At 70.6% G+C, this 26,677-nt stretch carries 23 protein-coding genes; 19 read left to right on the top strand and 4 right to left on the bottom strand.

The window, feature by feature from the left end; translation table 11 throughout:
* Positions 1–127: 127 nt before the first annotated feature.
* From ruvC to ACIRJT_RS09880, 11 genes are all read left to right on the top strand, one after another.
* Positions 128–742 (top strand): crossover junction endodeoxyribonuclease RuvC, encoded by a 615-nt coding sequence (gene ruvC / locus ACIRJT_RS09930; RefSeq protein ID WP_403906885.1) that lies wholly within the window; start codon positions 128–130, stop codon positions 740–742.
* A complete protein-coding gene (ruvA, locus tag ACIRJT_RS09925; protein ID WP_403906883.1) occupies positions 739–1,365 on the top strand; it encodes a Holliday junction branch migration protein RuvA in 627 nt (208 codons plus the stop codon). Before ruvC ends, ruvA begins: the two co-directional genes overlap by 4 nt.
* Positions 1,366–1,394: 29 nt before the next feature.
* A complete protein-coding gene (gene ruvB / locus ACIRJT_RS09920; protein WP_371622442.1) occupies positions 1,395–2,483 on the top strand; it encodes a Holliday junction branch migration DNA helicase RuvB in 1,089 nt (362 codons plus the stop codon).
* 166 nt (positions 2,484–2,649) lie between these two features.
* The gene (yajC, locus tag ACIRJT_RS09915) at positions 2,650–3,144 is read left to right on the top strand and encodes a preprotein translocase subunit YajC (protein WP_403906879.1); all 495 of its coding nucleotides are present in this window, start codon (positions 2,650–2,652) and stop codon (positions 3,142–3,144) included.
* Positions 3,145–3,294: 150 nt separating this feature from the next.
* Positions 3,295–5,067: a protein translocase subunit SecD gene (gene secD / locus ACIRJT_RS09910; protein ID WP_403906877.1), complete on the top strand. Its 1,773-nt coding sequence runs from the start codon at positions 3,295–3,297 to the stop codon at positions 5,065–5,067.
* Position 5,068: 1 nt separating this feature from the next.
* A complete protein-coding gene (secF, locus tag ACIRJT_RS09905; RefSeq protein WP_403906875.1) occupies positions 5,069–6,154 on the top strand; it encodes a protein translocase subunit SecF in 1,086 nt (361 codons plus the stop codon).
* A 3-nt stretch (positions 6,155–6,157) separates the two neighbouring features.
* On the top strand, positions 6,158–6,709 hold the full coding sequence (locus tag ACIRJT_RS09900) for an adenine phosphoribosyltransferase (RefSeq protein ID WP_403906873.1): 552 nt from the start codon (positions 6,158–6,160) through the stop codon (positions 6,707–6,709).
* 217 nt (positions 6,710–6,926) lie between these two features.
* Entirely contained in the window at positions 6,927–9,503 is a 2,577-nt protein-coding gene (locus ACIRJT_RS09895) for a RelA/SpoT family protein (RefSeq protein WP_403907499.1), read from the top strand.
* A 22-nt stretch (positions 9,504–9,525) separates the two neighbouring features.
* Positions 9,526–10,836 carry a protein kinase gene (locus ACIRJT_RS09890; RefSeq protein ID WP_403906871.1) on the top strand — a complete coding sequence of 437 codons (1,311 nt, stop codon included), beginning with the start codon at positions 9,526–9,528 and terminating at the stop codon, positions 10,834–10,836.
* Positions 10,829–11,236, top strand: a complete 408-nt coding sequence (locus tag ACIRJT_RS09885) for a hypothetical protein (protein ID WP_403906869.1) — start codon at positions 10,829–10,831, stop codon at positions 11,234–11,236. Before ACIRJT_RS09890 ends, ACIRJT_RS09885 begins: the two co-directional genes overlap by 8 nt.
* Positions 11,220–12,362, top strand: a complete 1,143-nt coding sequence (locus tag ACIRJT_RS09880; RefSeq protein ID WP_403906867.1) for a caspase family protein — start codon at positions 11,220–11,222, stop codon at positions 12,360–12,362. Before ACIRJT_RS09885 ends, ACIRJT_RS09880 begins: the two co-directional genes overlap by 17 nt.
* A gap of 85 nt (positions 12,363–12,447) precedes the next feature.
* On the opposite strand, the gene ACIRJT_RS09875 is transcribed toward ACIRJT_RS09880, so the two are convergent.
* A complete protein-coding gene (locus ACIRJT_RS09875) occupies positions 12,448–13,677 on the bottom strand; it encodes a DUF349 domain-containing protein (RefSeq protein ID WP_403906865.1) in 1,230 nt (409 codons plus the stop codon).
* A 226-nt stretch (positions 13,678–13,903) separates the two neighbouring features.
* Positions 13,904–14,695 (bottom strand): peptidylprolyl isomerase, encoded by a 792-nt coding sequence (locus tag ACIRJT_RS09870; protein ID WP_403906863.1) that lies wholly within the window; start codon positions 14,693–14,695, stop codon positions 13,904–13,906.
* 149 nt (positions 14,696–14,844) lie between these two features.
* Between ACIRJT_RS09870 and ACIRJT_RS09865 the strand changes: the two genes are divergently transcribed.
* The 4 genes from ACIRJT_RS09865 to ACIRJT_RS09850 all read left to right on the top strand — a co-directional run bounded on the left by ACIRJT_RS09865 (position 14,845) and on the right by ACIRJT_RS09850 (position 19,204).
* Positions 14,845–15,534, top strand: a complete 690-nt coding sequence (locus ACIRJT_RS09865; protein ID WP_047175710.1) for an MBL fold metallo-hydrolase — start codon at positions 14,845–14,847, stop codon at positions 15,532–15,534.
* 17 nt (positions 15,535–15,551) lie between these two features.
* Positions 15,552–16,814 carry a histidine--tRNA ligase gene (hisS, locus tag ACIRJT_RS09860; protein WP_403906859.1) on the top strand — a complete coding sequence of 421 codons (1,263 nt, stop codon included), beginning with the start codon at positions 15,552–15,554 and terminating at the stop codon, positions 16,812–16,814.
* A gap of 317 nt (positions 16,815–17,131) precedes the next feature.
* Entirely contained in the window at positions 17,132–17,770 is a 639-nt protein-coding gene (locus tag ACIRJT_RS09855; RefSeq protein WP_403906857.1) for a vitamin K epoxide reductase family protein, read from the top strand.
* 63 nt (positions 17,771–17,833) lie between these two features.
* On the top strand, positions 17,834–19,204 hold the full coding sequence (locus ACIRJT_RS09850) for a replication-associated recombination protein A (protein ID WP_403906855.1): 1,371 nt from the start codon (positions 17,834–17,836) through the stop codon (positions 19,202–19,204).
* A gap of 27 nt (positions 19,205–19,231) precedes the next feature.
* Here ACIRJT_RS09850 and ACIRJT_RS09845 read toward each other — a convergent pair whose 3' ends face one another.
* Positions 19,232–19,933, bottom strand: coding sequence for a DUF2470 domain-containing protein (locus ACIRJT_RS09845; protein WP_403906853.1), 702 nt, complete (start codon positions 19,931–19,933; stop codon positions 19,232–19,234).
* 188 nt (positions 19,934–20,121) lie between these two features.
* On the opposite strand from ACIRJT_RS09845, the gene rpsD reads away from it, so the two are divergent.
* Positions 20,122–20,736: a 30S ribosomal protein S4 gene (rpsD, locus tag ACIRJT_RS09840; protein WP_015607373.1), complete on the top strand. Its 615-nt coding sequence runs from the start codon at positions 20,122–20,124 to the stop codon at positions 20,734–20,736.
* Between the two features lie 17 nt (positions 20,737–20,753).
* Here the strand turns inward: rpsD and ACIRJT_RS09835 are convergent, their stop codons facing one another.
* A complete protein-coding gene (locus ACIRJT_RS09835; protein ID WP_403906850.1) occupies positions 20,754–22,967 on the bottom strand; it encodes an ATP-binding protein in 2,214 nt (737 codons plus the stop codon).
* 223 nt (positions 22,968–23,190) lie between these two features.
* Here ACIRJT_RS09835 and ACIRJT_RS09830 point away from each other — a divergent pair, with 223 nt between their 5' ends.
* Genes ACIRJT_RS09830 through alaS form a run of 3 tightly spaced genes read left to right on the top strand, consistent with a single transcriptional unit; the run spans position 23,191 to position 26,676 of the window.
* On the top strand, positions 23,191–23,652 hold the full coding sequence (locus tag ACIRJT_RS09830) for a DUF948 domain-containing protein (RefSeq protein WP_403906847.1): 462 nt from the start codon (positions 23,191–23,193) through the stop codon (positions 23,650–23,652).
* Between the two features lie 7 nt (positions 23,653–23,659).
* Positions 23,660–24,007, top strand: a complete 348-nt coding sequence (locus ACIRJT_RS09825) for a DUF6167 family protein (protein ID WP_403906845.1) — start codon at positions 23,660–23,662, stop codon at positions 24,005–24,007.
* Positions 24,007–26,676, top strand: coding sequence for an alanine--tRNA ligase (gene alaS, locus ACIRJT_RS09820; protein ID WP_403906843.1), 2,670 nt, complete (start codon positions 24,007–24,009; stop codon positions 26,674–26,676). The genes ACIRJT_RS09825 and alaS overlap by 1 nt, the downstream gene beginning before the upstream one ends.
* Position 26,677 lies beyond the last annotated feature (1 nt).

Here is a 26,677-nt window from a genome sequence, read left to right as displayed (position 1 = left end):
GGCACTCCCCGTCGGCCCGTCGTCCTGTGGTTGCGACGGATTGTCCGTGCGAGCCGATAGCCTGCGGGAACAGATGATCGAGCGGGCGCGGCGCGCGTCGGCGACGGGCTGAGGACAGGGGGGCTTCATGCGGGTTCTGGGCATTGACCCGGGGCTGACCCGATGCGGCGTCGGCGTGGTCGAAGGAGTCGCGGGAAGACCTCTGACCATGATCGGCGTCGGCGTCGTGCGCACCCCCTCCGACGCGGAGCTCGGCGACCGGCTCGTCGCCGTCGAGCGCGGCATCGAGCAGTGGCTCGACGAACACTCCCCGGGCTTCGTCGCGGTCGAGCGCGTCTTCGCCCAGCACAACGTCCGCACCGTGATGGGCACCGCCCAGGCCAGCGCGGTCGCCATGCTCTGCGCCGCCCGTCGCGGCATCCCCGTCGCCCTGCACACCCCCAGCGAGGTCAAGGCGGCCGTCACCGGATCGGGCCGCGCCGACAAGGACCAGGTGGGAGCCATGGTGACCCGGCTGCTGCGGCTGGACGCACCGCCCAAGCCCGCCGACGCCGCCGACGCCCTGGCGCTGGCCATCTGCCACATCTGGCGCGCCCCCGCGCAGAACCGGCTCCAGCAGGCCGTCGCCGCCCACCGCACGTCCGGTGCGTCCCGCACCCCCGGGGTCCCCGGCACGTCCCGCACGCCCGGCGCCTCCCGTACGCCCAGCACGCCTCGCCCGCTGAAAGGCCGCACCGCATGATCGCCTTCGTCTCCGGCCCGGTGGCCGCCCTCGCCCCGACCACGGCCGTCATCGAGGTCGGCGGCATCGGCATGGCGGTCCAGTGCACCCCGCACACCCTCGCCGACCTGCGCGTCGGCAAGGAGGCCCGGCTCGCCACCTCGCTGGTCGTCCGCGAGGACTCCCTCACGCTGTACGGCTTCCGGGACGACGACGAGCGGCAGGTGTTCGAGCTCCTCCAGACCGCCAGCGGCGTCGGGCCCCGTCTCGCCCAGGCGATGCTCGCCACCCACAGCCCCGACGCCCTGCGCCGCGCGGTCTCCACCGGCGACGAGAAGGCGCTGACCGCCGTCTCCGGCATCGGGAAGAAGGGCGCGCAGAAGCTGCTTCTGGAGCTCAAGGACCGGCTCGGCGAACCGGTCGGCGCGCACATCGGCCCGCAGGGCATCGGCACCCCCGTCACCTCGGGCTGGCGCGACCAGCTCCAGGCCGCCCTGATCGGCCTCGGCTACGCCGGCCGTGAGGCCGACGAGGCCGTGAACGCCGTCGCCCCGCAGGCCGAGGCCGCCGTCGCCGAGGGCACGGCACCCCCCGTGCCGCAGCTGCTGCGGGCCGCCCTGCAGACTCTCAACCGCGCACGCTGACCGGCACCGAACCACCGAAGAGGCCCCTGATGAACTGGGACGAGACCGGACCCGAGACCGACGAGCCGACCGGCCCGGTCCTCGACGACCGGCTGGTCGACGCCGGCCATCTCGACGGCGAGGACACCGCGGTCGAGGCGGCGCTGCGCCCCAAGGACCTGGAGGAGTTCGTCGGCCAGGAGAAGGTCCGCGAACAGCTCGACCTGGTCCTCAAGGCCGCCCGCGCCCGCGGCGCCACCGCCGACCACGTCCTCCTCTCCGGCGCGCCCGGCCTCGGCAAGACCACTCTTTCGATGATCATCGCGGCGGAGATGAACGCCCCGATCAGGATCACCTCGGGCCCCGCCATCCAGCACGCCGGCGACCTCGCGGCGATCCTCTCCTCCCTCCAGGAGGGCGAGGTCCTCTTCCTCGACGAGATCCACCGGATGTCCCGGCCCGCCGAGGAGATGCTCTACATGGCGATGGAGGACTTCCGGGTCGACGTCATCGTCGGCAAGGGCCCCGGCGCCACCGCCATCCCGCTGGAACTGCCCCCCTTCACCCTGGTCGGGGCCACCACCAGGGCCGGGCTGCTCCCGCCCCCGCTGCGCGACCGCTTCGGCTTCACCGGGCACATGGAGTTCTACGCCCCCGCCGAGCTGGAGCGCGTCATCCACCGCTCCGCCCGCCTCCTCGACGTCGGCATCGACGTGGAGGGCGCCGCCGAGATCGCCGGACGCTCCCGCGGCACCCCCCGTATCGCCAACCGCCTGCTGCGCCGCGTCCGCGACTACGCCCAGGTCAAGGCGGAGGGCACGATCGACCGGGAGATCGCGATGGCCGCCCTCAAGGTGTACGAGGTTGACGCCCGCGGACTCGATCGGCTGGACCGCGCCGTCCTCGGCGCCCTGCTGAAGCTCTTCGGCGGCGGCCCGGTGGGGCTGTCCACGCTGGCGGTCGCGGTGGGGGAGGAGCGGGAGACCGTCGAGGAGGTCGCCGAGCCCTTCCTCGTACGGGAAGGACTGCTGGCCAGGACGCCGCGCGGCCGCGTCGCCACCCCGGCTGCCTGGGCACATCTGGGACTGGTCCCGCCGCAGCACGGAGCAAAGGGACAACAGGGTCTGTTCGGGGCGTGATGCGTCACAGGTTCGCGTGCACAGGAACCCCGGTGCCATGCTGGGCGTTGTTCCATCGATGCGGACTCGCTTAGACTCCGCCGATGCCGCCCTTACCGGTCGGTGTACCCACCCCCGTAGATACAGGCCGCATTCCAGCGCGGTCGTGCGAAGGAATTCCCGTCCCGTGGATATCTTGACTCTCCTCCCCTTCATCGTGCTCATCGGGGCCATGTTCCTGATGACCCGCTCCGCCAAGAAGAAGCAGGCGGCGGCCGCGCAGATGCGCAACGACATGCAGCCCGGCACCGGCGTCCGGACGATCGGGGGCATGTACGCCACCGTCAAGGAAGTCCACGACGACACCGTTCTCCTCGAGGTCGCTCCCGGCGTGCACGCCATCTACGCGAAGAACTCCATCGGCGCCGTCCTGGACGACACGGAGTACAACCGCATCGTGCACGGTGACGACCCGGAGCTGGACGCCGACGGCACCGTCGTTCCCGACGACGCCTCGTCGCTGACCGGCGAGTCCGACTCCGCCGAGGTCGCCAAGATCGACCTGGCCAAGGACGACACGGCCGACGACGCCGAGCCGGAGGACGTCGCGGTGAAGGACGTCAAGGACGTCAAGGACGCCAAGGACGAGAGCAAGACCGACGGCGAGGCCGACTCCAAGTAGTTCTCACGATCCCGGGGACGTCGCGCGCCCATCGGCGCGCGGCGTCCCCGGGACCGTGCGGTCGTCTGCGGGGGCAGGGTCCCCACTACACTTCGTGGCCGCTCGGGCGCGTACCCGGCGCGGGGCGGTTGGACAGGGAGAAACGAGAAGGTGGCAGCACCCAAGAAGGGCCGAGGGCCGTCCGGCGGTCATGGCAGGCCGGGGCGTGCCCTGGCTCTGATCCTCATCGCCATGGTCGCGCTCGCAGGCGGGATGTTCCTCTCGGGGCACACCACGCCCCGGCTGGGCATCGACCTGGCCGGCGGGACGTCGATCACGCTGGAGGCGCAGAACCAGCCCGGCAAGCCGAACGCGATCAACCCGACCAACATGAACACCGCGGTCGGGATCATCGAACGGCGAGTCAACGGGCTGGGCGTCTCCGAGGCTGAGGTTCAGACCCAGGGCCGCGAGAACATCATCGTCAACATCCCCAAGGGAACCAACTCCGAGCAGGCCCAGAAGCAGGTCGGTACCACCGCCCAGCTCTACTTCCGGCCCGTTCTGACGGTGCAGGCGAGCGGCCCCGCGGAGCCCGAGCCCTCCGGTTCCGCGACGCCCTCGGGCAGCGCCACCCCGAAGCCCGGTGAGTCCGCCGAAGGCGCGGACAAGCCCAAGGGCGAGGAGGCCACCGGTTCGGAGGCCACCCCCTCGGCGAGCGCCACCACCCAGGGCCGCGCGGTCACCGGCGCCCTGACGAAGGACGACCCGACCCCCGGCGCCTCCGACAAGCCGAAGCCGTCCGACTCCCCCGAGGCCTCGCCCTCCGCGGACCCGGCCACGGCCAAGCTCCAGGAGGAGTTCGCCAAGCTCGACTGCACCGACCCCAAGCAGCGCTCGGAGGCCGGCCAGAACGCCAAGCCCACCGACTCGATCGTCGCCTGCGGCTCGAACGTCCCGGGCAGCTACGAGAAGTACGTCCTCGGCCCGGCCGAGGTCTCCGGCAGCGACGTCGACGACGCCAAGGGCGCCATCGAGCAGCAGACCGGCGAGTGGATCGTGTCGATGGAGTTCACCTCCAAGGGCGCGAAGAAGTTCCAGACGATCACCAGCCGGCTCTCGCAGCAGCAGCCGCCGATGAACCAGTTCGCGATCGTCCTCGACGGCGAGGTCGTCTCCGCTCCCTCGGTGCGCACCGCGCTCAGCAAGAACGCCCAGATCTCCGGCAGCTTCGACCAGCAGTCGGCCGAGGACCTCGGCAACATCCTGTCCTACGGCGCACTGCCGCTGACCTTCAAGGAAGTCAGCGTCACCACCGTGACCGCGGCCCTCGGCAGCGAGCAGCTCAAGGGCGGTCTGATCGCCGGCGCCATCGGTCTGGCACTGGTCGTCGTCTACCTGGTCGTCTACTACCGGGGCCTCGCGTTCATCGCGCTCCTGAGCCTCCTGGTCTCCGGCGCACTGACGTACACGATCATGGCTCTGTTGGGCCCGGCCATCGGCTTCGCGCTGAACCTGCCGGCGGTCTGCGGCGCCATCGTCGCCATCGGCATCACAGCTGACTCGTTCATCGTCTACTTCGAACGCGTCAGAGACGAGATCCGCGAGGGACGCACGCTCCGTCCCGCCATCGAGCGCGCCTGGCCGCGCGCCCGGCGCACCATCCTGGTCTCCGACTTCGTGTCGTTCCTGGCCGCCGCGGTGCTCTTCATCGTCACCGTCGGCAAGGTGCAGGGCTTCGCCTTCACACTCGGCCTCACCACGCTCCTCGACGTCGTCGTGGTCTTCTTCTTCACGAAGCCCCTCATGACGCTCATGGGACGGACGAAGTTCTTCTCCAGGGGCGGCCCGTGGTCCGGGCTGGACCCGAAGCGGCTCGGTGCCCAGCCGCCGCTGCGCCGCTCGCGCCGTGTCAACGCCCCCACCGAACCGAAGGAGGCGTGAGATGTCGCGACTCGGCAATCTCGGCGCCCGGCTCTACCGCGGCGAGGTCGGCTACGACTTCATCCGCAACCGCAAGATCTGGTACGGCATCTCGATCCTGATCACCATCACGGCCATCATCGGCGTGGCGGTCGGCGGCCTGCGCATGGGCATCGAGTTCAAGGGCGGCGCGGTCTTCACGACCGACACCAAGGCCCAGATCTCGACCGCCCAGGCCACCGACGTGGCGACCGAGGCGTCCGGCCACATGGCGATCGTCCAGGAGTTGGGCAACGGCGGTCTGCGCATTCAGATCACCGAGGTCGACACCGCCAAGGCCAACGAGATCAAGGCGACGCTCTCCGACGAGCTGGGCATTCCCGCCAACGACATCAACGCGGACCTGGTCGGCCCCAGCTGGGGTGAGCAGATCGCGAACAAGGCGTGGACCGGCCTCGGGGTCTTCATGATCCTGGTGGTGATCTATCTGGCCATCGCCTTCGAGTGGCGGATGGCCGTCGCCGCCCTCATCGCGCTGATCCACGACATCACCATCACGGTCGGCGTCTACGCCCTGGTCGGCTTCGAGGTCACGCCGGGCACGGTGATCGGTCTGCTGACCATTCTCGGTTACTCCCTGTACGACACGGTGGTGGTCTTCGACAGCCTCAAGGAGGGCCAGAAGGACATCACCAAGCAGACCCGCTTCACGTACAGCGAGGTCGCCAACCGGTCGATCAACAGCACCCTGGTCCGCTCCATCAACACCACCGTGGTGGCGCTGCTGCCGGTGGCCGGTCTGCTGTTCATCGGCGGCGGCGTCTTCGGCGCGGGCATGCTGAACGACATCTCGCTGTCGCTGTTCGTCGGTCTCGCCGCCGGCGCCTACTCCTCGATCTTCATCGCCACGCCGCTCGTCGCCGACCTCAAGGAACGCGAGCCGCAGATGAAGGCGCTGAAGAAGCGGATCCTCGCCAAGCGGGCCGCCGCGGCCGCCAAGGGCGAGTCTCCCGAGGACGGCCCCGAGGACCCGCGCGACGACACCGAGACGGCGGGCACGACGATCGGCCGCCCCCGGTCGCACGGCCGTACCCCCGGGAAGCGCTGAGCGATGACGAGCACCACCGAATCCATCAAGGAGCTGCTGCTCAGCCGGATCCGCGATGTCGCGGACTACCCGAAGCCGGGCGTGATGTTCAAGGACATCACCCCGCTGCTCGCGGACCCGGTGGCCTTCACGGCGCTCACCGACGCCCTCGCGGAGCTGTGCGTACGGCACGGCGCCACGAAGATCGTCGGCCTGGAGGCGCGCGGCTTCATCCTGGCCGCGCCCGTCGCGGTCCGGGCGGGCATCGGCTTCATCCCGGTCCGCAAGGCCGGGAAGCTCCCCGGTGCCACGCTGAGCCAGACCTACGAGCTGGAGTACGGCAGCGCGGAGATCGAGATCCACGCCGAGGACCTCGACGCGGACGACCGGGTCATGATCATCGACGACGTCCTCGCCACCGGCGGCACCGCCGAAGCCTCGCTGGAGCTCATCCGGCGGGCCGGCGCCCAGGTCGCGGGCGTCGCGGTGCTCATGGAGCTCGGCTTCCTCGCGGGCCGGGCCCGCCTGGAGCCGGGCCTCGCCGGCGCACCGCTGGAGGCCCTCATCACGGTCTGATCCGCTGGTCACCGACCTGCGACGGACACCGAGCACGAGGGATGGGCATCCGGGAACACCGGGTGCCCATCCCTCGTTGTGCAGGCTCCCACCGTCCCCGGGCGAGGTCCCGCCGGGGGATCGATACCATGGGCTCTCCGGGTACCCCGGATCCGCACGAGGAGCGCTCTTGCCAGACGAGGCCCAGTCAGCCGCCGCCCCGCAGCCCGACAAGCCCGTGGCGGCCCCAGCCACGCCGGAAAAGGCCGCGCCCTCGAACGCGCCGGAGCCCGCGCCCGCCGTCGACGCCGCGCGCCCCCCGGCGGCCGCGAAGCCCGCCGGGCCGACCGCCCCTCCCGCGAAGCCCGCGGGCCCCGAGACGCCGCCGAATCCGGCCGGGACGACCGGACCCGCGCAGCCACCGGCAAGGAAACCGGCCCCTGAGACGCCCAAGCCTCCGGCTCCCGGACCCCCCGCGAAGACCGGGGCCACCGCCGGGTCGGCCTCCCGCACCGGCGGCTCCTCCAACCGCGTGCGGGCCCGCCTCGCCCGACTGGGCGTACAGCGCTCCAGCCCGTACAACCCGGTCCTGGAACCCCTCCTGCGTACGGTCCGGGGCAACGACCCCAAGATCGAGACGGCCACGCTCCGCCAGATCGAGAAGGCCTACCAGGTCGCCGAGCGCTGGCACCGCGGGCAGAAGCGCAAGAGCGGCGACCCCTACATCACCCACCCGCTGGCCGTCACCACGATCCTCGCCGAGCTGGGCATGGACCCGGCGACGCTGATGGCGGGCCTGCTGCACGACACCGTCGAGGACACCGAGTACGGCCTGGACACCCTGCGGCGCGACTTCGGCGACCAGGTCGCCCTCCTCGTCGACGGCGTCACCAAGCTCGACAAGGTCAAGTTCGGCGAGGCCGCGCAGGCCGAGACCGTACGCAAGATGGTCGTCGCCATGGCCAAGGACCCCCGGGTCCTGGTCATCAAGCTCGCCGACCGCCTGCACAACATGCGCACCATGCGTTACCTCAAGCGGGAGAAGCAGGAGAAGAAGGCCCGCGAGACGCTGGAGATCTACGCCCCGCTGGCGCACCGGCTGGGCATGAACACCATCAAGTGGGAGCTGGAGGACCTCGCCTTCGCGATCCTCTACCCCAAGATGTACGACGAGATCGTCCGGCTCGTCGCCGAGCGCGCCCCCAAGCGCGACGAATACCTCGCCATAGTGACCGACGAGGTCCAGGCCGACCTGCGCGCCGCCCGCATCAAGGCCACCGTCACCGGCCGCCCCAAGCACTACTACAGCGTCTACCAGAAGATGATCGTGCGAGGCCGCGACTTCGCCGAGATCTACGACCTGGTGGGCATCAGGGTCCTCGTCGACACCGTCCGCGACTGCTACGCGGCGCTCGGCACCGTCCACGCCCGGTGGAACCCGGTGCCCGGGCGGTTCAAGGACTACATCGCGATGCCCAAGTTCAACATGTACCAGTCGCTGCACACCACGGTGATCGGTCCCAGCGGTAAGCCCGTCGAGCTCCAGATCCGCACCTTCGACATGCACCGCCGCGCCGAGTACGGCATCGCCGCCCACTGGAAGTACAAGCAGGAGGCCGTCGCGGGCGCCTCCAAGGTGCGTACCGACGTGCCCAAGCACACCGGGCGAGGCCAGGACACGGTCAACGACATGGCGTGGCTGCGCCAGCTCCTGGACTGGCAGAAGGAGACCGAGGACCCCAGCGAGTTCCTGGAGTCCCTGCGTTTCGACCTCTCGCGCAACGAGGTCTTCGTCTTCACACCGAAGGGCGACGTGATAGCGCTGCCGGCCGGCGCGACCCCCGTCGACTTCGCGTACGCCGTCCACACCGAGGTCGGCCACCGGACCATAGGAGCACGCGTCAACGGGCGGCTCGTCCCGCTCGAATCGACGCTCGACAACGGCGACCTGGTCGAGGTCTTCACCTCCAAGGCGGCCGGCGCCGGACCCTCCCGGGACTGGCTCGGCTTCGTCAAGTCGCCGCGCGCCCGCAACAAGATCCGCGCCTGGTTCTCCAAGGAGCGCCGCGACGAGGCCATCGAGCAGGGCAAGGACTCCATCGCGCGCGCCATGCGCAAGCAGAACCTGCCGATCCAGCGCATCCTGACCGGCGACTCCCTGGTCACCCTCGCCCACGAGATGCGCTACCCGGACATCTCCTCGCTGTACGCGGCCATCGGCGAGGGCCATGTCGCGGCGGCGGGCGTCGTGCAGAAGCTGGTGCAGGCGCTCGGCGGCCACGACGAGGCCAACGAGGACCTCGCCGAGTCCACCCCGCCCTCGCACGGCGGCCGCAGCAAGCGCCGCGCCAACGCGGATCCCGGAGTCGTCGTCAAGGGCGTCGAGGACGTCTGGGTCAAGCTGGCCCGCTGCTGTACGCCCGTACCCGGCGACCCGATCATCGGCTTCGTCACCCGGGGCAGCGGCGTCTCCGTGCACCGCGCCGACTGCGTCAACGTGGAGTCGCTCTCGCAGCAGCCCGAACGGATCCTGGAGGTCGAGTGGGCCCCCACCCAGTCCTCGGTCTTCCTGGTCGCCATCCAGGTCGAGGCGCTGGACCGCTCCCGGCTGCTCTCCGACGTCACTCGGATCCTCTCCGACCAGCACGTCAACATCCTGTCGGCGGCCGTCCAGACCTCCCGCGACCGGGTGGCCACCTCGCGGTTCACCTTCGAGATGGGCGACCCCAAGCACCTGGGCCACGTCCTGAAGGCCGTACGCGGCGTGGAGGGCGTCTACGACGTCTACCGGGTCACCTCGGCCAGGCGGCCCTGAAATCGCGGGCAAGGGGGAGCGTGTGACCGATCCGGGGCTGATCGACGGACGCTACCGGCTGGTTCGGCCCCTGGGCCGCGGAGCCATGGGCGTGGTCTACGAGGCCGAGGACGAGAACCTCCGGCGCCGGGTCGCGCTGAAGAAGTTATCGGCCGTCGGCGGCATGTGGGCGGGTGACGAAGCGCTGCGACGGTTCAACCGTGAGGCCGAGGCGCTGGCCCGCATCGACCATCCGGGAGTGGTGTCGCTCTACGACAGCGGGTTGCACGGGGACGTCCCGTACTTCGTGATGCAGATCGTCGACGGCGTGGATCTCGCGACCCTGGTCGAGGCCGGGGCCCTCACCTCCGGCGCGGCCTGCGCCGTCGGCCTCGGGATGGCCCAGGCGCTGGCGGCGGCCCACGAGGCGGGGGTCCTCCACCGCGACGTCAAGCCGACGAACGTGGGCATCACACGGCAGGGCAGCGTGGTCATGCATGACTTCGGGCTCGCCCGCCTGGCCGGTGAATCGGCCATCACCCGCACGGGGGTCATGATGGGGACACCCCAGTTCATGGCACCCGAAGTGATCATGGGGGCGGCGCCGGGGCCCACCGCGGACCTGTACGGCCTCGGCGTCTGTCTCCATTTCATGCTCACGGGTAATCTGCCCTTCGGGCCGGGCGCGGAGGTGGGCGCTGTTGTGGACATCGCCCTCGGGGCCGGAGTCCGGCCGTTGAGCACCGGCCTCTTCCCGTTCGAGCCCGGCAAGCTCGCCCTCCTGGTGGATCAGCTGTGCGCACGGGAAGCCTTCGCCCGCCCGCAGACGGCGGCCGAGACCGCTCGGCTCCTGGAACCGTTCGTGGAGGACGGAGGCCGGTCGGCTCTGGCGGATCTGGTCGCGGCGAACGTACGCGACACCGCGGTCCGGCAGGCGCATGAGTCTCCTCCGCGGAACTGCGCGCCCGCGGAGTCGGGCCCCGAGTACGACTGGGACGAGAACGTGCTGCCCAACCAGCGCGTCCGGCGGCGCGACGAGTTCAGGCCGCTCACGCTCAGCACCAAGACCAGGAGGCTGGTCCTCAGCAGCATGACCCCGCAGAACGCTGCCTCGCGGCAACGTGAAGCCGTGAGCCTCGTGCTGCGTGGTGAGCTCCAGGAAGCAGCCCAGATGCTGTCGTCCATCACACAGGTCTGTCTGTCCTCGCTCGGCCCGCACCACCCCACCACACTGACCGGTCAGTTCTGGCAGGCTGTCTGCCTGGCCCGGCTGGGGGCAGGCCCCGAGGCGCTCGAACTCTTCTCGCGGGTCAATCGCCATACCGATCACAGGGGGAACGACGGCCATGACTGAGTACGAAGTACGACCGGCTCCGGGCAGCGCCGAGGACGCCGAGGAGCACCTGCGCTCGTTGCTGCGCTGGCTCAAGGAGGACGAAAGCCTTGACCACGGCGTGCGCGCCACTCTCAGCAGTCCGACACCGTCGAGTACCGAGGACATGGGCACGGGCCTGGACCTGGTGGCCCTGATCGCCGGCAGCGGGCTCTCCGCGGCATCGCTCGTCTTCTCCGTACTGGAATGGCAGGCCGGGCGACGCAGGGCGCCTGCGCTGATCGTGCGCCGGGGCTCCGTCGAGGTGCATCTTCCCGTGGGCCGGTCCGCCGACGACGAGGAACTGCGCCGTATCGTCACTGCGCTCGGGGAGGACGACCGGCAGAGCCAGGAGCTCGAGGGCGATGACGGGACTGCCTGACCCCGGCGCCTCCAGGGCCGTACTGATCGGCACCGCCTCCTACCGTCATCTGCACGCACTGCCCGCCGTCGAGGCCAATCTGGCGGATCTGCGGGCGGAACTCTGCGACGCGACCGTCTGGGGTCTGCCTCCGCAGCACTGCGCCGTCGTCGCCGACCCTCAGCATGCCGCCGCGATGCTGGACCCCGTGCGGCAGGCGGGGGAGGAGGCCACCGACACCCTGCTCGTCTACTACGCGGGCCACGGGATGCGCGACGCGGACTCCGCGGACCTCTACCTCGGGCTCAAGGGATCGCGGGAGAACGCCGGGTACACCGCTGTCGCCTACCAGCACGTGCGGGCGGAGCTCCGGGGTTCCCGGGCCAGCCGCAAGATCGTGGTGCTCGACTGCTGTTTCAGCGGCAGGGCGGCCAGGACCCTCACCGCCGGGCAGAACATCCTCGCCGCCCAGGCGGCCGTCGACGGTGCGTACGTCATCACCGCCTCCCCGCGCGACAGGATGGCGCTCGCCCCGGACGGCGAGCGTTACACCGCCTTCACCGGTGAGTTGCTGACGCTGCTGCGCGAGGGAATCGAGAACGGCCCGGAACTCATCGATCTGGACACCGTCTTCCGGGTCCTGGAGGAACGGCTCCGAGGGAAGAACCGCCCGCTCCCGCAGCGGTCCCAGGAGAACGGGGTCGGACGACTCGGACTCGTCCGGAACAAGGCCCGTGCCTCTCGCCGCGCCCCGGCCGGTCCGGTCCTCGCCGCCGACATCAGAGCCTCCATGGTGTCGGCGGGACTGGGACTGGCCCGGATGCTGCGGGCCGGCGGGCGGGGCAGGGACGCCCTTCCGGTTCTGCGGCTCGTCCTGCAGGAGCGGGTACCCGACGGTGAGGGCAGCCTGCTCGCCGTGCAATTGGAACTGGCCGACATGCTCGCGGAGGCGGGGCAGACAGGCGAAGCCATCGAGGTGCTCGAAGTGGCATTCCAGCAGGCGTACAAGATCTACGGTCCCGAAGCGGTGCTGGTCTGCCGACGGCTCGCCGACCTGCTCCAGGAGTCCGGCAATCACATCCAAGCCTGCGAGGTGCTCAAACACGCACTCGATCTGGCCGAGAACGGTATCCGCGCCCAGTCCTAGCCGAACCCACGATCGGCCGCCACCTTCGTGAGGGGCCCCGGTACGCATCGCGTACCGGGGCCCCTCACGTACGAGCACGGGAGCATCAGCCGCCGAACTCCTCCAGGCCCTTGAGCGCCTGGTCCAGCAGCGCCTGGCGGCCCTCCAGCTCCTTGGCCAGCTTGTCCGCGCGGGCGTTGTTGCCCTGGGCACGCGCGGTGTCGATCTGGCCGCGCAGCTTGTCCACGGCGGCCTGGAGCTGACCCGTCAGACCCGCGGCGCGGGCCCGCGCCTCCGGGTTCGTCCGGCGCCACTCCGACTCCTCGGACTCCTGGAGCGCCCGCTCCACCGCCTGCATCCGGCCCTCGACCTTCGGGCGGGCGTCACGCGGTACGTGGCCGATGGCCTCCCAGCGCTCGTTGACGGACCGGAACGCGGCCCGGGCCGCCTTGAGGTCCTTCACCGGCACCAGCTTCTCGGCCTCCGCGGCGAGCTCCTCCTTCAGCTTGAGGTTCTCGACCTGCTCGGCGTCCCGCTCCGCGAAGACCCCGCTGCGGGCGGCGAAGAAGATGTCCTGGGCGCCGCGGAAACGATTCCACAGGTCGTCCTCGGACTCGCGCTGGGCGCGGCCCGCCGCCTTCCACTCGGTCATCAGGTCGCGGTAGCGCGCGGCCGTGGTCACCCAGTCCGTGGAGCCGGACAGCGCCTCGGCCTCGGTGACCAGCTTCTCCTTGGCCTTGCGGGCGTCCTCGCGCTGCGCGTCCAGCGCGGCGAAGTGGGCCTTGCGCCGCTTGGAGAACGCCGAGCGGGCGTGCGAGAAACGGTGCCACAGCTCGTCGTCCGACTTGCGGTCGAGACGGGGGAGACCCTTCCAGGTGTCCACCAGCGCCCGCAGCCGCTCGCCGGCCGAGCGCCACTGCTCGCTCTGCGCCAGCTCCTCCGCCTCGGTGACCAGCGCCTCCTTGGCCTGCTTCGCCTCGTCGGTCTGCTTGGCCTTCAGGACCTTGCGCTCCTCGCGCCGCGCCTCGACCGTCGCGACGAGCGCGTCCAGCCGCTTGCGCAGCGCGTCGAGGTCGCCCACCGCGTGGTGCTCGTCGACCTGCTGCCGCAGGTGGTCGATCGCCGTCGTCGCGTCCTTCGCCGACAGATCGGTGGTCTTCACCCGCCGTTCGAGGAGGCCGATCTCGACCACAATGCCGTCGTACTTGCGCTCGAAATAGGCCAGAGCCTCCTCGGGCGAACCGGCCTGCCACGATCCGACGACCTGCTCGCCCTCGGCGGTACGCACGTACACGGTGCCCGTCTCATCGACGCGGCCCCACGGGTCGCTGCTCACAGCGCCTCCTCCACCTGATGCCTGCGAGGGGGTTCGCCCCCCGGGCATCGTCCACAGTTTCCTGGGGCGGGCATCGCCCGCCCTGCACAACGCCAATCTAGGCGACCGGCCGCCCGGCTGTCCGCACTCAGCACGGCCGAAATTCTTCGCTCCGGTCATCGGCAGCGCTCTGCCCCACCGGTGGCCGCCCGGCCGGTCGCCGTACCGTCGGTCCCGTACCGACGGTTCAGCCCTTGTCGACCGAAGCCTTCTCGACCGTCACGGCCTTCTTCGGGGCGCCGTCGCCCGCACCGCCCTCGACACCGGCCTCGCCGACCTTCTGGACGGCCTTCAGCGAGGCGTCGTCCATCGTGCCGAACGGGGTGTAGGTGGGCGGGAGCTTCGTCTCCTTGTAGACCAGGAAGTACTGGCTGCCACCGGAGTTCGGCTGGCCGGTGTTGGCCATCGCCACCGTGCCGGGCGGGTAGACGACCGTGCCGTCGCCGCCCGCCTTGCCGAGCGCGTCCAGGTTCTCGTCCGGGATGTTGTAGCCCGGACCGCCCGTGCCGTCGCCCTTCGGGTCGCCGCACTGGAGCACGAAGATGCCCTGGGTGGTCAGCCGGTGGCACTTGGTGTCGTCGAAGTAGCCCTTGTCGGCGAGCGCCTTGAAGGAGTTCACCGTCTCGGGAGTCTTCGCCGCGTCCATCGAGAACGCTATGTCGCCCTGGCTCGTCTTGAGCGACATCGTGTACTTCGCCTTTTTGTCGATCTTCATCGGCGGCGTGGGAGCCTTGCTCTCGCTCTTCGAGGGCTCCGGAGCGGGGCTCTGGCTCGACGCCGCCTCGCTCTTCTTGCCCTTGTCGTCGTCCTTGCCCGCCACGACGAACGCGCTCACGCCCACGACGGCGACCACGGCCACCGAGGCCGCGACGATCGCGGTGACGCGCCTCGTCCTGCTGCGGGCCTCCTCCCGGCGCTTCTGCTGGCGCTCGAACTTTTCCCGGGCGAGCTGCCGCCGCCGCTGTTCGCTGCTGGACACCGGTTGGGCTCCTTGTTACGTCGTGAGATGAGGGCCTGAGTTGCCCGTACCGTATATGGGTTACCTGTGTCATGAGGAGCGCCGGTAGGCTCTGATCTGCCGCATCCTCCGCCGTTGCCGCATCCTCCGGACGAACATTAAGGACGATCGTGCTCATTGCCGGGTTCCCCGCCGGGGCCTGGGGGACCAATTGCTATCTGGTCGCCCCCGCCGCCGGTGAGGAGTGCGTGATCATCGACCCGGGCCACCAGGCCGCCCAGGGCGTCGAGGAAACGCTGAAGAAGCATCGGCTCAAGCCCGTCGCCGTCGTGCTCACCCACGGCCATATCGACCATGTCGCCTCGGTCGTCCCCGTCTGCGGCGCCCATGACGTCCCCGCCTGGATCCACCCCGAGGACCGCTACATGATGAGCGACCCGGAGAAGGCGCTCGGCCGCTCGATCGGGATGCCGCTCATGGGCGAGCTGACCGTGGGGGAGCCGGACGACGTCAAGGAGCTGACCGACGGCTCGAAGCTGACCCTGGCCGGTCTGGAGTTCGGCGTCTCGCACGCGCCCGGCCATACCAAGGGGTCGGTGACGTTCGGGATGCCCGAGGCCGCGGACATTCCGCCGGTCTTCTTCTCGGGCGACCTGCTCTTCGCCGGCTCCGTCGGACGCACCGACCTGCCCGGTGGCGACCACGCCGAGCTGCTCGAGTCGCTGGCCCGTGTGTGCCTGCCGCTCGACGACTCGACCGTGGTGCTGTCCGGCCACGGCCCCCAGACGACCATCGGCCGCGAGCGCGCCTCCAACCCGTTCCTGAACGGTCTGGACGCGGCACCGCGCCGAGGACTGTAGACGAGAGACGTATTCACGTGAGCACCTTTCAGGCCCCCAAGGGCACGTACGACCTGACCCCGCCCCGTTCCGCGAAGTTCCTGGCGGTGCGCGAGGCCATCGCCGCGCCCCTGCGCGACTCCGGCTACGGCTACATCGAGACGCCCGGCTTCGAGAACGTCGAGCTCTTCGCACGCGGTGTCGGTGAGTCCACCGACATCGTCACCAAGGAGATGTACACCCTCACCACCAAGGGCGGCTCCCGGCTGGCCCTGCGCCCCGAGGGCACCGCGTCCGTGCTCCGCGCGGCCCTGGAGGCCAACCTCCACAAGGCGGGCAACCTCCCCGTCAAGCTCTGGTACTCCGGCTCGTACTACCGCTACGAGCGCCCGCAGGCGGGCCGCTACCGCCACTTCTCGCAGGTCGGCGCCGAGGCCATCGGCACCGAGGACCCGGTCCTGGACGCCGAGCTGATCATCCTCGCCGACCAGGCGTACCGCTCGCTGGGCCTGCGGCAGTTCCGCATCCTGCTGAACTCGCTGGGCGACAAGGAGTGCCGCCCGGTCTACCGCGAGGCGCTCCAGACCTTCCTGCGGGACCTGGACCTCGACGAGGAGACCCGCCGCCGCATCGAGATCAACCCGCTGCGCGTCCTGGACGACAAGCGGGCCGACGTGCAGAAGCAGCTCACGGACGCCCCGAAGCTCCGCGACTACCTCTGTGACGCGTGCAAGGCGTACCACGAGGAGGTCCGGGCGCTTCTCACGGCCGCCGGGGTCGCCTTCGAGGACGACGAGAAGCTGGTGCGCGGCCTCGACTACTACACCCGTACGACCTTCGAGTTCGTCCACGACGGTCTCGGCTCCCAGTCCGCGGTGGGCGGCGGCGGCCGCTACGACGGACTGTCCGAGATGATCGGCGGCCCCGAGCTGCCGTCCGTCGGCTGGGCGCTCGGCGTGGACCGCACGGTGCTCGCGCTGGAGGCCGAGGGCGTCGAGCTCGACCTGCCCGGCATCACCAGCGTGTACGCGGTCCCGCTCGGCGAGGAGGCCCGCCGGGTGCTGTTCGGCGTCGTCACCGAACTGCGCCGCGCGGGGATCGCCGCCGACTTCGCGTTCGGCGGCCGCGGGCTGAAGGGCGCGATGAAGAGCGCCAACCGCTCGGGCGCGCGCTACACCCTGGTCGCGGGCGAGCGCGATCTCGCCGAGGGCGTCGTCCAGCTCAAGGACATGGAGTCCGGCGAGCAGGGCCCGGTGGCACTGGCCGAGGTCGCGGCGGAGCTGACGAAGCGCCTCGGCTGACCGCCGAGTCGTGAGCGGGGCGCGGGCGGCAGGACCTCAGGTCCCGCCGCCCGCGTCTTTCCCGTCCGCCGTCAACCCGGCGAGCAGGGATTCATCACGGCAGGTGACCTCGACTTGGAGCCGCCCGCGCGGTCGGCGTCGCCCGACCGGCGCGGGGGACACGTACATCTGCCGTCGTCCCGGCCCCGCCACCCCCGCGCCCCCGCCCGGGGAAGCGCTCGCGGGCGCACACCTTTACGTCCATCGAACGGTTGATCCGTGCGGGGGTACGGCACAATGACCATGCCCGGCTGACCACTCGGTGATGGAACGGCGATATGACGACTGCAGCGGTAGACCACGATCTCTCCTCCGATCAGGACGAGGGCGGCCGCAAGCGTGCCTTCGGGGCCGGACGCGGTCTCGCCCTGCTCCTGGTGATCACCGGCGCGGCCGGACTGCTGGCCGCCTGGGTCATCACGATCGACAAGTTCAAGCTGCTGGAGGACCCCTCCTTCACCCCCGGGTGCAGCCTCAACCCCGTCGTCGCGTGCGGCAACATCATGAAGAGCGAGCAGGCTTCCGTGTTCGGGTTCCCCAACCCGATGCTGGGCCTCGTCACGTACGGCATGGTCATCGCGATCGGGATGGGCCTCCTCGCCGGCGCGCGCTTCCGCAGCTGGTTCTGGCTCGGGCTGAACGCCGGGACGCTGTTCGGCGTCGGCTTCTGCACCTGGCTCCAGTACCAGTCGCTGTACAACATCAACTCGCTCTGCCTCTGGTGCTGCCTGGCCTGGGTCGCCACGATCGTCATGTTCTGCTACGTGACCACGCACAACGTCAAACACCGCATCCTCCCTGCCCCGTCCTGGCTGCGCAGTGGTCTCACCGAGTTCCCCTGGGTGCTGCCGGTGATGTGGATCGGGATCATCGGCATGCTGATCCTGACCCGCTGGTGGGACTTCTGGACCAGCTGAGCACCTACGGATCTCCGGAGGTGGCCCGCGGCGCTGTCAGTGGGGTCGCATAGGCTTGATGACGTGGAGCCCGACCTCTTTACCGCAGCCGCCGAAGACCGCCAGGAGAAGGACCCGTCCAGCAGCCCCCTCGCTGTCCGGATGCGCCCCCGTGTCCTCGACGAGGTCGTCGGCCAGCAGCATCTGCTGAAGCCGGGTTCGCCGCTGCGCCGCCTCGTGGGCGAGGGGGGCGGCGGTCCCGCCGGCGCGTCCTCGGTCATTCTGTGGGGCCCGCCCGGCACCGGCAAGACGACCCTGGCCTACGTGGTCAGCAAGGCGACCAACAAGCGCTTCGTCGAGCTCTCCGCGATCACCGCGGGCGTCAAGGAGGTCCGCGCCGTCATCGAGAGCGCGCGCCGAGCCACCGGTGGCTTCGGCAAGGAGACCGTTCTCTTCCTGGACGAGATCCACCGCTTCTCCAAGGCCCAGCAGGACTCCCTGCTCCCCGCCGTGGAGAACCGCTGGGTGACCCTCATCGCCGCCACCACGGAGAATCCGTACTTCTCGATCATCTCCCCGCTCCTCTCGCGCTCCCTGCTGCTCACCCTGGAGTCGCTGACCGACGACGACCTGCGTGATCTGCTGCGCCGGGCGCTGACCGACGAGCGGGGTCTGGGCGGTGCGGTCACCCTGCCCGAGGACGCCGAGGCGCATCTGCTGCGCATCGCGGGCGGCGACGCGCGCCGGGCCCTGACGGCGCTGGAAGCCGCGGCGGGCGCGGCCATCGCCACGGGCGAGCCGGAGATCACCCTGGCGACACTGGAAGCGACCGTCGACCGCGCCGCCGTGAAGTACGACCGTGACGGCGACCAGCACTACGACGTGGCCAGCGCGCTCATCAAGTCGATCCGCGGCTCCGACGTGGACGCCGCTCTGCACTACCTGGCCCGCATGATCGAGGCGGGGGAGGACCCGCGGTTCATCGCCCGGCGACTGATGATCTCGGCCAGCGAGGACATCGGCCTGGCCGACCCCACCGCGCTGCCGACCGCCGTGGCCGCCGCCCAGGCGGTCGCCATGATCGGGTTCCCGGAGGCGGCGCTCACCCTCAGCCACGCCACCATCGCCCTGGCGCTCGCCCCCAAGTCCAACGCGGCGACCCTGGCGATCTCCGCCGCGCAGGAGGATGTGCGCAAGGGGCTCGCGGGACCGGTCCCGGCCCATCTGCGCGACGGTCACTACAAGGGCGCGGCCAAGCTCGGCCACGCACAGGGCTATGTCTATCCGCACGACGTGCAGGGCGGCATCGCCGCTCAGCAGTACGCCCCGGACGCGGTCCGCGACCGGCGGTACTACACCCCGACCCGCTACGGCGCCGAGGCGCGGTACGCGGACGTCGTCGAGCGCGTTCGCGAGCGCCTGGGCCGTTCCGGCGAGAGCGCGGAGCCGTCCTAGCTTTTTCAGGGACTCTCGGCCGCCGCATCAGGAGGCGGCAGCCTCGAAGAGCGTGTGCATGGCGCGGCGCAGCTCGGTGACGTCGCGCACCGGCTCGGGAAACTCGAAACGGGCGTCGAAGCAGGAGCCCTGGTCCTCGACGAAGCGGACCCGCAGCCCGAAGCGGTCGAGCGCGACCGGCACGGCCCTGGGCTGGTGGGAGGAGCAGGCGCGGGCGGTGCGCTCGCCCAGCAGACCGCACAGGGCGCGCATCTGCTCGTCGTGGGCTGAGTGCAGATGCTGGAGCAGCTCCGGCTCGTGGAAGACCAGCGGATCGGGGGCCGCGTCCCGGAAGTCCTCCGGCTCGATGTCCTCGGCGCCCCAGAGGTCGTCCACATACGCCTCGCCGAACTCCAGGCGCAGCATCATCCGGCCGGGCTCGGCCAGGCCGGGGACGGAGGTGAGCCAGCCGGAGACCCACGCGCGGCCGCGGATCCGGTGCGGTACGGAGACCGGGGCGACGTCCGTGATCTCCAGCACGGCGGTCAGCTCGTCGCCCTGCGCGTGCGTCGCGGCCCGCACGGCCGGGGAATCCGCGGGGAACTCGAGGAACAGGTCGCCCTCGGGGCCCACGCTCCTGCTGTCCGGGACCAGGGCTTCGGCGCGGGCCAGATCGAGCCCCGGTACGACGAGCAGCGCGGAGCAGGTACTCTGTACGAGAGTTCGTGTGCGCTCGGCTGCTGACGGCATCCGAGTGTTTTCAAGCCCGCTGGGACGCGGCTGACCACGATCAGATCGGCCTTCCGTCGTAGCAGCACCTTCTGGTGTGCTGCCGCTGTCTGTGCTGTCCGTGACGTGAGTGGTGTTCCCAGGGCGAGACATGCGATCTCCTTGAGTAAGGTAAGCCTAACCTAACCTACAACGGAGGTCTGGAGAACGTGCCTAACCAGTCGCGTCCCAAGGTCAAGAAGTCGCGTGCCCTCGGCATCGCTCTGACGCCCAAGGCTGTCAAGTACTTCGAAGCTCGTCCGTACCCGCCGGGCGAGCACGGCCGTGGCCGCAAGCAGAACTCGGACTACAAGGTCCGTCTGCTGGAGAAGCAGCGCCTGCGTGCGCAGTACGACATCAGCGAGCGCCAGATGGCGCGCGCCTACGACCGCGCCAAGAAGGCCGAAGGCAAGACGGGCGAGGCGCTGGTCGTCGAGCTCGAGCGCCGCCTCGACGCCCTGGTCCTGCGTTCGGGCATCGCCCGCACCATCTACCAGGCCCGTCAGATGGTCGTCCACGGCCACATCGAGGTCAACGGTGGCAAGGTCGACAAGCCGTCCTTCCGCGTGCGCCCCGACGACGTCGTCCAGGTCCGCGAGCGCAGCCGCACCAAGGTCCCCTTCCAGGTGGCCCGCGAGGGTGGCTACGACACCGACGGTGAGACCCCGCGCTACCTCCAGGTGAACCTGAAGGCCCTGGCCTTCCGCCTGGACCGGGACCCGAACCGCAAGGAGATCCCGGTGATCTGCGACGAGCAGCTCGTCGTCGAGTACTACGCCCGCTGATCCAGGCGTAGCCGCTCTCACCAGCGCTCCGGCCCGCCCCTCCCTGTCATCCGGGAGGCGGCGGGCCTTCGCGTTCCCCCGGATCCGCCCGCCGTCGGCGCTCCGCCCGTGCCCGGCGCGTCCTTCGCCGCGGCCGGTCCGCCGCCGGCCAGCGCCCGGTCGACCGCGGAGGCCGGATCCAGCCGCCGGCCCGCCCGCAGCCCCTCCTCGTACGCCACGTTCCCCAGCTCCCGGCGCGCCTGCTCCTCGCACTCCGCCCGCGGCCGTCCGTAGAACTCCGAGCCGAACAGCTGCAGCCCCACCGACGGCCAGATGCCCTCCGCCGCTCCCTGGAGCACGGCAGCCTCCCCGGCGTCCCCCTCGACCGCCGTCACCAGGGCCAACAGCTCCAGCGCCAGCACGGTGCCCAGCAGATCGTTGAACGTCCGGCCGATCGTCAGGCACTCCCCGAGCATCTGCCGCGCCCGGGCCGGCCGCCCGCGCCGCAGCGCCGCGTACGCCAGGACGTACAGCGCGTACGCCAGCGCCCACCGCTCCCCGTGGTCCTCGCAGATCTCCCGCACCTCGTCGCAGATCGCCGCCGCAGAGTCCAGGTCGCCGAGGAACGCCACCGCCATGGCCAACTCCACCTGCGCCATCAGCACATTGCTGTTCAGCTCGCCGACCTCGCGATACCGGCCGAGCGCTTCGCGGAGCAGCACCTCGGCACGCGGCAGGTCGTCCGTCACGATCGCCAGGCATCCCGTGCGGTGCACCGCGTACGCCAGGGCCGCCGCGTCCCCGGAGCGCTCGGCCTCCTCCCGGCACTCCTGGAGCGCCGAGATCGCGCCGACCGCGTCGCCCTGGAGCACGGCCACATAGCCCAGCACCCACAGCACCTTCAACCGTGCGGCATCGTGCGGGGTCGGCTCCTCCAGGACGTGGTCCAGCCAGTGCCGCCCCTCCGACAGCCGTCCGCAACCGGCCCAGAAGAACCACAGCGTGCCCGCCAGATACTGCGCCAGATGCACCTCGTCGGGGCTCTCCATCGAACACTCCATCGCCCGGCGGAGGTTGGGCAGCTCGCTGTCGATCCGCGCCGCCACCTCCGCCTGGCGCGGACTGAACCAGTCCAGCTCGCACCAGGTCGCGAGCCCCAGGAACCAGTCCCGGTGCCGCCTCCGCAGCCGCGGGGTCTCCCCGGCGGCCGCCAGCCACTGCGCCCCGTACTCGCTGACCGTGTCCAGCAGCCGGTAGCGGGCGCCGGTCGGGCCGTCCTCGCGCTCCACCACCGACTGGGCGAGCAGCTCGTCCAGCACATCGAGCACCGAGTCGGCCGGCAGATCCGGCCCCCCGCAGATGTACTCGGCGGCCTCCAGGTCGAACTGCCCCGCGAACACCGAGAGCCGCGCCCACAGCAGCCGTTGCTCGGGCGTGCACAGCTCATGGCTCCAGCCGATCGCCGTACGCAGTGTCTGGTGGCGGGGCGGCGCGCCGCGACGGCCTCCGGTCAGCAGCCGGAACCGGTCGTCCAGGCGCAGGAGTACCTGTTCCACCGAGAGTGCGCGCAGCCGCCCGGCCGCCAGCTCCAGGGCCAGCGGAATCCCGTCGAGACGGCGGCAGAGCTCCAGGACGGTCGTCCGTTCGCCCGCCGTCGGCTCCCAGCCCGGCCGGACCCCGCGCGCCCGCTCGGTGAAGAGCTCCACCGCGTCCTCGTCGGACATCGGGGCGAGCGGGAACGTCCGTTCCCCGTCCACGCGGAGGGGGCAGCGTCCGGCCGCGAGCACCTGGAGGCGCGGGGCCCGGCGCAGGAGTTCCGTGACGAGGTCGGCGCAGGCGTCGACGAGGTGCTCGAAGCCGTCGATCACCAGCAGCGTACGACGCTCGGAGAGATGTTCGACGAGGGCGGCGCGCGGGGGCCTGCTGGTGTGATCGGTCAGCCCCAGCGCGTCGATCAGGGCGTGTTCCAGCAGATCGGGATGGCGGACGGCGGACAGCTCGGCCAGCAGGACCCCGTCGCAGTACCGTTTCTCCCGAAGCGCGGCGATCCGGATGACGCACCGGGTCTTGCCCACGCCCGCCACTCCGGCGACGGTGACCAGCCTGGACTCCTCCAACAGCCCGCCCAGCTCGGCCAGTTCGTCCTCGCGCCCCACGAAGGGGTTCAGTTCGGCCGGGAGGTTGCCGGGCGCCGGTGCGGGGCGGGCGTCCGGATGGCCGGGATTCGGGCAGGGGTCGTGCAGGCGTCGCATGAAACACGGAGCGTACTGGCTTGAAAGCTCTCCGTACAATCTCGTTATGGCAACTCCCGCCCGGCCCGCGGAGAATGCGGTAGGGGAGGAGATGCGCGGCGCGATAGGCTCGGGTGACGACGATCGGGCGTTGCGGGCCTAGGCTCGGACGCGACCGACGGAGACAAGGCCCGGCAGGGCCCGAGCGACGAGCAGAGAGCGGTGCACAGTGTCCGGTGGAGAGGTGGCCGGAATCCTCGTGGCCGTCTTCTGGGCGATCCTGGTCTCGTTCCTCGCCGTGGTGCTGGTGAGGCTCGCCCAGACGCTCAGGGCGACCACCAAGCTCGTGGCGGACGTGACCGACCAGGCCGTTCCGCTGCTGGCCGACGCGTCGGCGACGGTGCGCTCCGCGCAGACCCAGCTGGACAAGGTCGACGCCATCGCGAGCGACGTCCAGGAGGTCACCTCCAACGCCTCCGCGCTCTCCACGACCGTCGCCTCCACCTTCGGCGGCCCCCTCGTCAAGGTCGCCGCGTTCGGCTACGGCGTACGGCAGGCCCTCGGCCGCCGCACCGCGCCCGAGCCCGAACCGGAACCGACGCGGGGCCGCGGTTCCGCCCGCCGCACGGTGATCGTCGGCCGGACCGTACCCTCGGCGCGCGGACGCAGGCGCGACCGCCGAAACGCCCGCGGACAGAAGGACTGATCGAGCGATGTTCCGCCGCACGTTCTGGTTCACCGCCGGCGCAGCCGCCGGTGTGTGGGCCACCACCAAGGTCAACCGCAAGCTCAAGCAACTGACCCCCGAGAGCCTCGCGGCGCAGGCCGCGGACAAGGCGATCGAGACCGGTCACAGGCTCAAGGACTTCGCCCTCGACGTACGCGAGGGCATGGTCCGGCGCGAAGCCGAACTGGGCGGCGCCCTGGGCCTTCAAGCGCCGGTCGACCCCGACCTTCCCGTACAGCGGCACTTCGCCGTCGAAGCGGCCGAACCGCCCGCGAACGCGAACACGTACCGCAAGCTCCCCTACAAACCGAACAACCGGAATGAGGACCACTGATGGAGTCGGCTGAAATTCGCCGCCGCTGGCTGAGCTTCTTCGAGGAGCGCGGTCACACCGCCGTGCCTTCGGCGTCGCTCATCGCGGACGACCCGACTCTGCTGCTGGTCCCCGCGGGCATGGTCCCCTTCAAGCCCTACTTCCTCGGTGAGGTCAAGCCGCCCGCCCCGCGCGTCACCAGCGTGCAGAAGTGCGTCCGTACGCCGGACATCGAAGAGGTCGGCAAGACCACCCGCCACGGCACCTTCTTCCAGATGTGCGGCAACTTCTCCTTCGGGGACTACTTCAAGGAAGGCGCCATCCAGCTCGCCTGGGAGGCGCTGACCAACTCCGTCGAGGACGGCGGCTACGGCCTCGACCCGGAGAAGCTCTGGATCACGGTCTACCTCGACGACGACGAGGCCGAGCAGATCTGGCGCGACAAGATCGGCGTTCCCGCCGAGCGCATCCAGCGCCTGGGCAAGAAGGACAACTTCTGGTCCATGGGCGTCCCCGGCCCCTGCGGCCCGTGCTCGGAGATCAACTACGACCGCGGCCCCGAGTTCGGCGTCGAGGGCGGCCCGGCCGTCAACGACGAGCGCTACGTGGAGATCTGGAACCTGGTCTTCATGCAGTACGAGCGCGGCGCCGGCGACGGCAAGGAAGACTTCCCGATCCTCGGGGACCTGCCGTCGAAGAACATCGACACCGGTCTCGGCCTCGAACGCCTCGCCATGATCCTCCAGGGCGTACAGAACATGTACGAGACCGACACCCTGCGCGTCGTCATGGACAAGGCCACCGAGCTGACCGGCGTCCGCTACGGCGCCGAGCAGGGAACCGACGTCTCGCTCCGCGTCGTCGCCGACCACATCCGTACGTCGGTGATGCTCATCGGCGACGGCGTGACCCCCGGCAACGAGGGCCGCGGCTATGTGCTGCGCCGCATCATGCGCCGCGCCATCCGCAACATGCGCCTCATGGGCGCCACCGGCTCGGTCGTGAAGGACCTGGTCGACGTCGTGATCGACACGATGGGCCTCCAGTACCCGGAGCTGATCACCGACCGCAAGCGCATCGAGACGGTCGCGCTCGCCGAGGAAGCCGCCTTCCTCAAGGCCCTCAAGGGCGGCACCAACATCCTGGAGACCGCCGTCACCGAGACCAAGGCCGCCGGCGGCCAGGTCCTCGCCGGCGACAAGGCGTTCCTGCTCCACGACACCTGGGGCTTCCCGATCGACCTCACCCTGGAGATGGCCGCCGAGCAGGGGCTCTCCGTGGACGAGGACGGCTTCCGCCGCCTCATGCAGGAGCAGCGCGACAAGGCCAAGGCCGACGCCCGCGCCAAGAAGACCGGTCACGCCGACCTCTCCGCCTACCGCGAGGTCGCCGACACCTCCGGCGCCACCGAGTTCACTGGCTACACCTCCACCGCCGGCGAGTCCACCATCGTCGGCCTGCTGGTCGACGGCGTGCCCTCGCCCGCCGCCACCGAGGGCGACGAGGTCGAGGTCGTCCTGGACCGCACCCCCTTCTACGCCGAGGGCGGCGGCCAGCTCGCCGACACCGGCCGCATCCGGCTCGACACGGGCGCCGTGATCGAGATCCGCGACGTCCAGAAGCCGGTCCCCGGCGTCCACGTGCACAAGGGCGTCGTCCAGGTCGGCGAGGTGACGGTCGGGGCCCCCGTCTTCGCCTCCATCGACAACACCCGCCGCCGCGCCATCGCCCGCGCGCACAGCGCCACCCACCTCACGCACCAGGCGCTGCGCGACGCTCTCGGCCCGACGGCCGCCCAGGCCGGCTCGGAGAACTCGCCGGGCCGCTTCCGCTTCGACTTCGGTTCGCCCGCCGCCGTCCCCGGCACGGTCCTCACCGACGTCGAGCAGCGGATCAACGAGGTCCTCTCGCGGGAACTCGACGTCCAGGCCGAGGTCATGTCCATCGACGAGGCCAAGAAGCAGGGCGCCATCGCCGAGTTCGGCGAGAAGTACGGCGAGCGGGTCCGCGTCGTCACCATCGGCGACTTCTCCAAGGAACTGTGCGGCGGCACCCACGTCCACAACACCGCCCAGCTGGGTCTGGTGAAGCTGCTCGGCGAGTCCTCCATCGGCTCCGGCGTGCGCCGCATCGAGGCCCTCGTCGGCGTGGACGCGTACAACTTCCTCGCCCGGGAGCACACGGTCGTCGCCCAGCTCCAGGAGCTGGTCAAGGGCCGCCCCGAGGAGCTTCCCGAGAAGATCGCGGGCATGCTCGGCAAGCTCAAGGATGCCGAGAAGGAGATCGAGAGGTTCCGCGCGGAGAAGGTCCTCGCGGCCGCCGCCGGACTCGTCGAGTCCGCCAAGGACGTCCGCGGCACCGCCCTGGTCACCGGTCAGGTCCCCGACGGCACCTCCGCCGACGACCTGCGCAAGCTGGTCCTGGACGTGCGCGGGCGCATCCAGGGCGGCCGCCCGGCCGTCGTGGCCCTGTTCACCACGGCCAACGGCCGCCCGCTCACCGTCATCGCCACCAACGAGGCCGCCCGCGAGCGCGGCCTCAAGGCCGGTGACCTGGTGCGCGCCGCCGCCAAGACCCTCGGTGGCGGTGGCGGCGGCAAGCCGGACGTCGCCCAGGGCGGCGGCACCAACCCGGCCGCCATCGGCGACGCCGTCGCCGCGGTCGAACGCCTCGTCACCGAGACGGCGTGAC

This window comes from Streptomyces sp. NPDC102283 (assembly GCF_044766265.1).
Lineage (GTDB): Bacteria > Actinomycetota > Actinomycetes > Streptomycetales > Streptomycetaceae > Streptomyces.
This window is presented reverse-complemented; position numbering and strand designations above follow the sequence as displayed.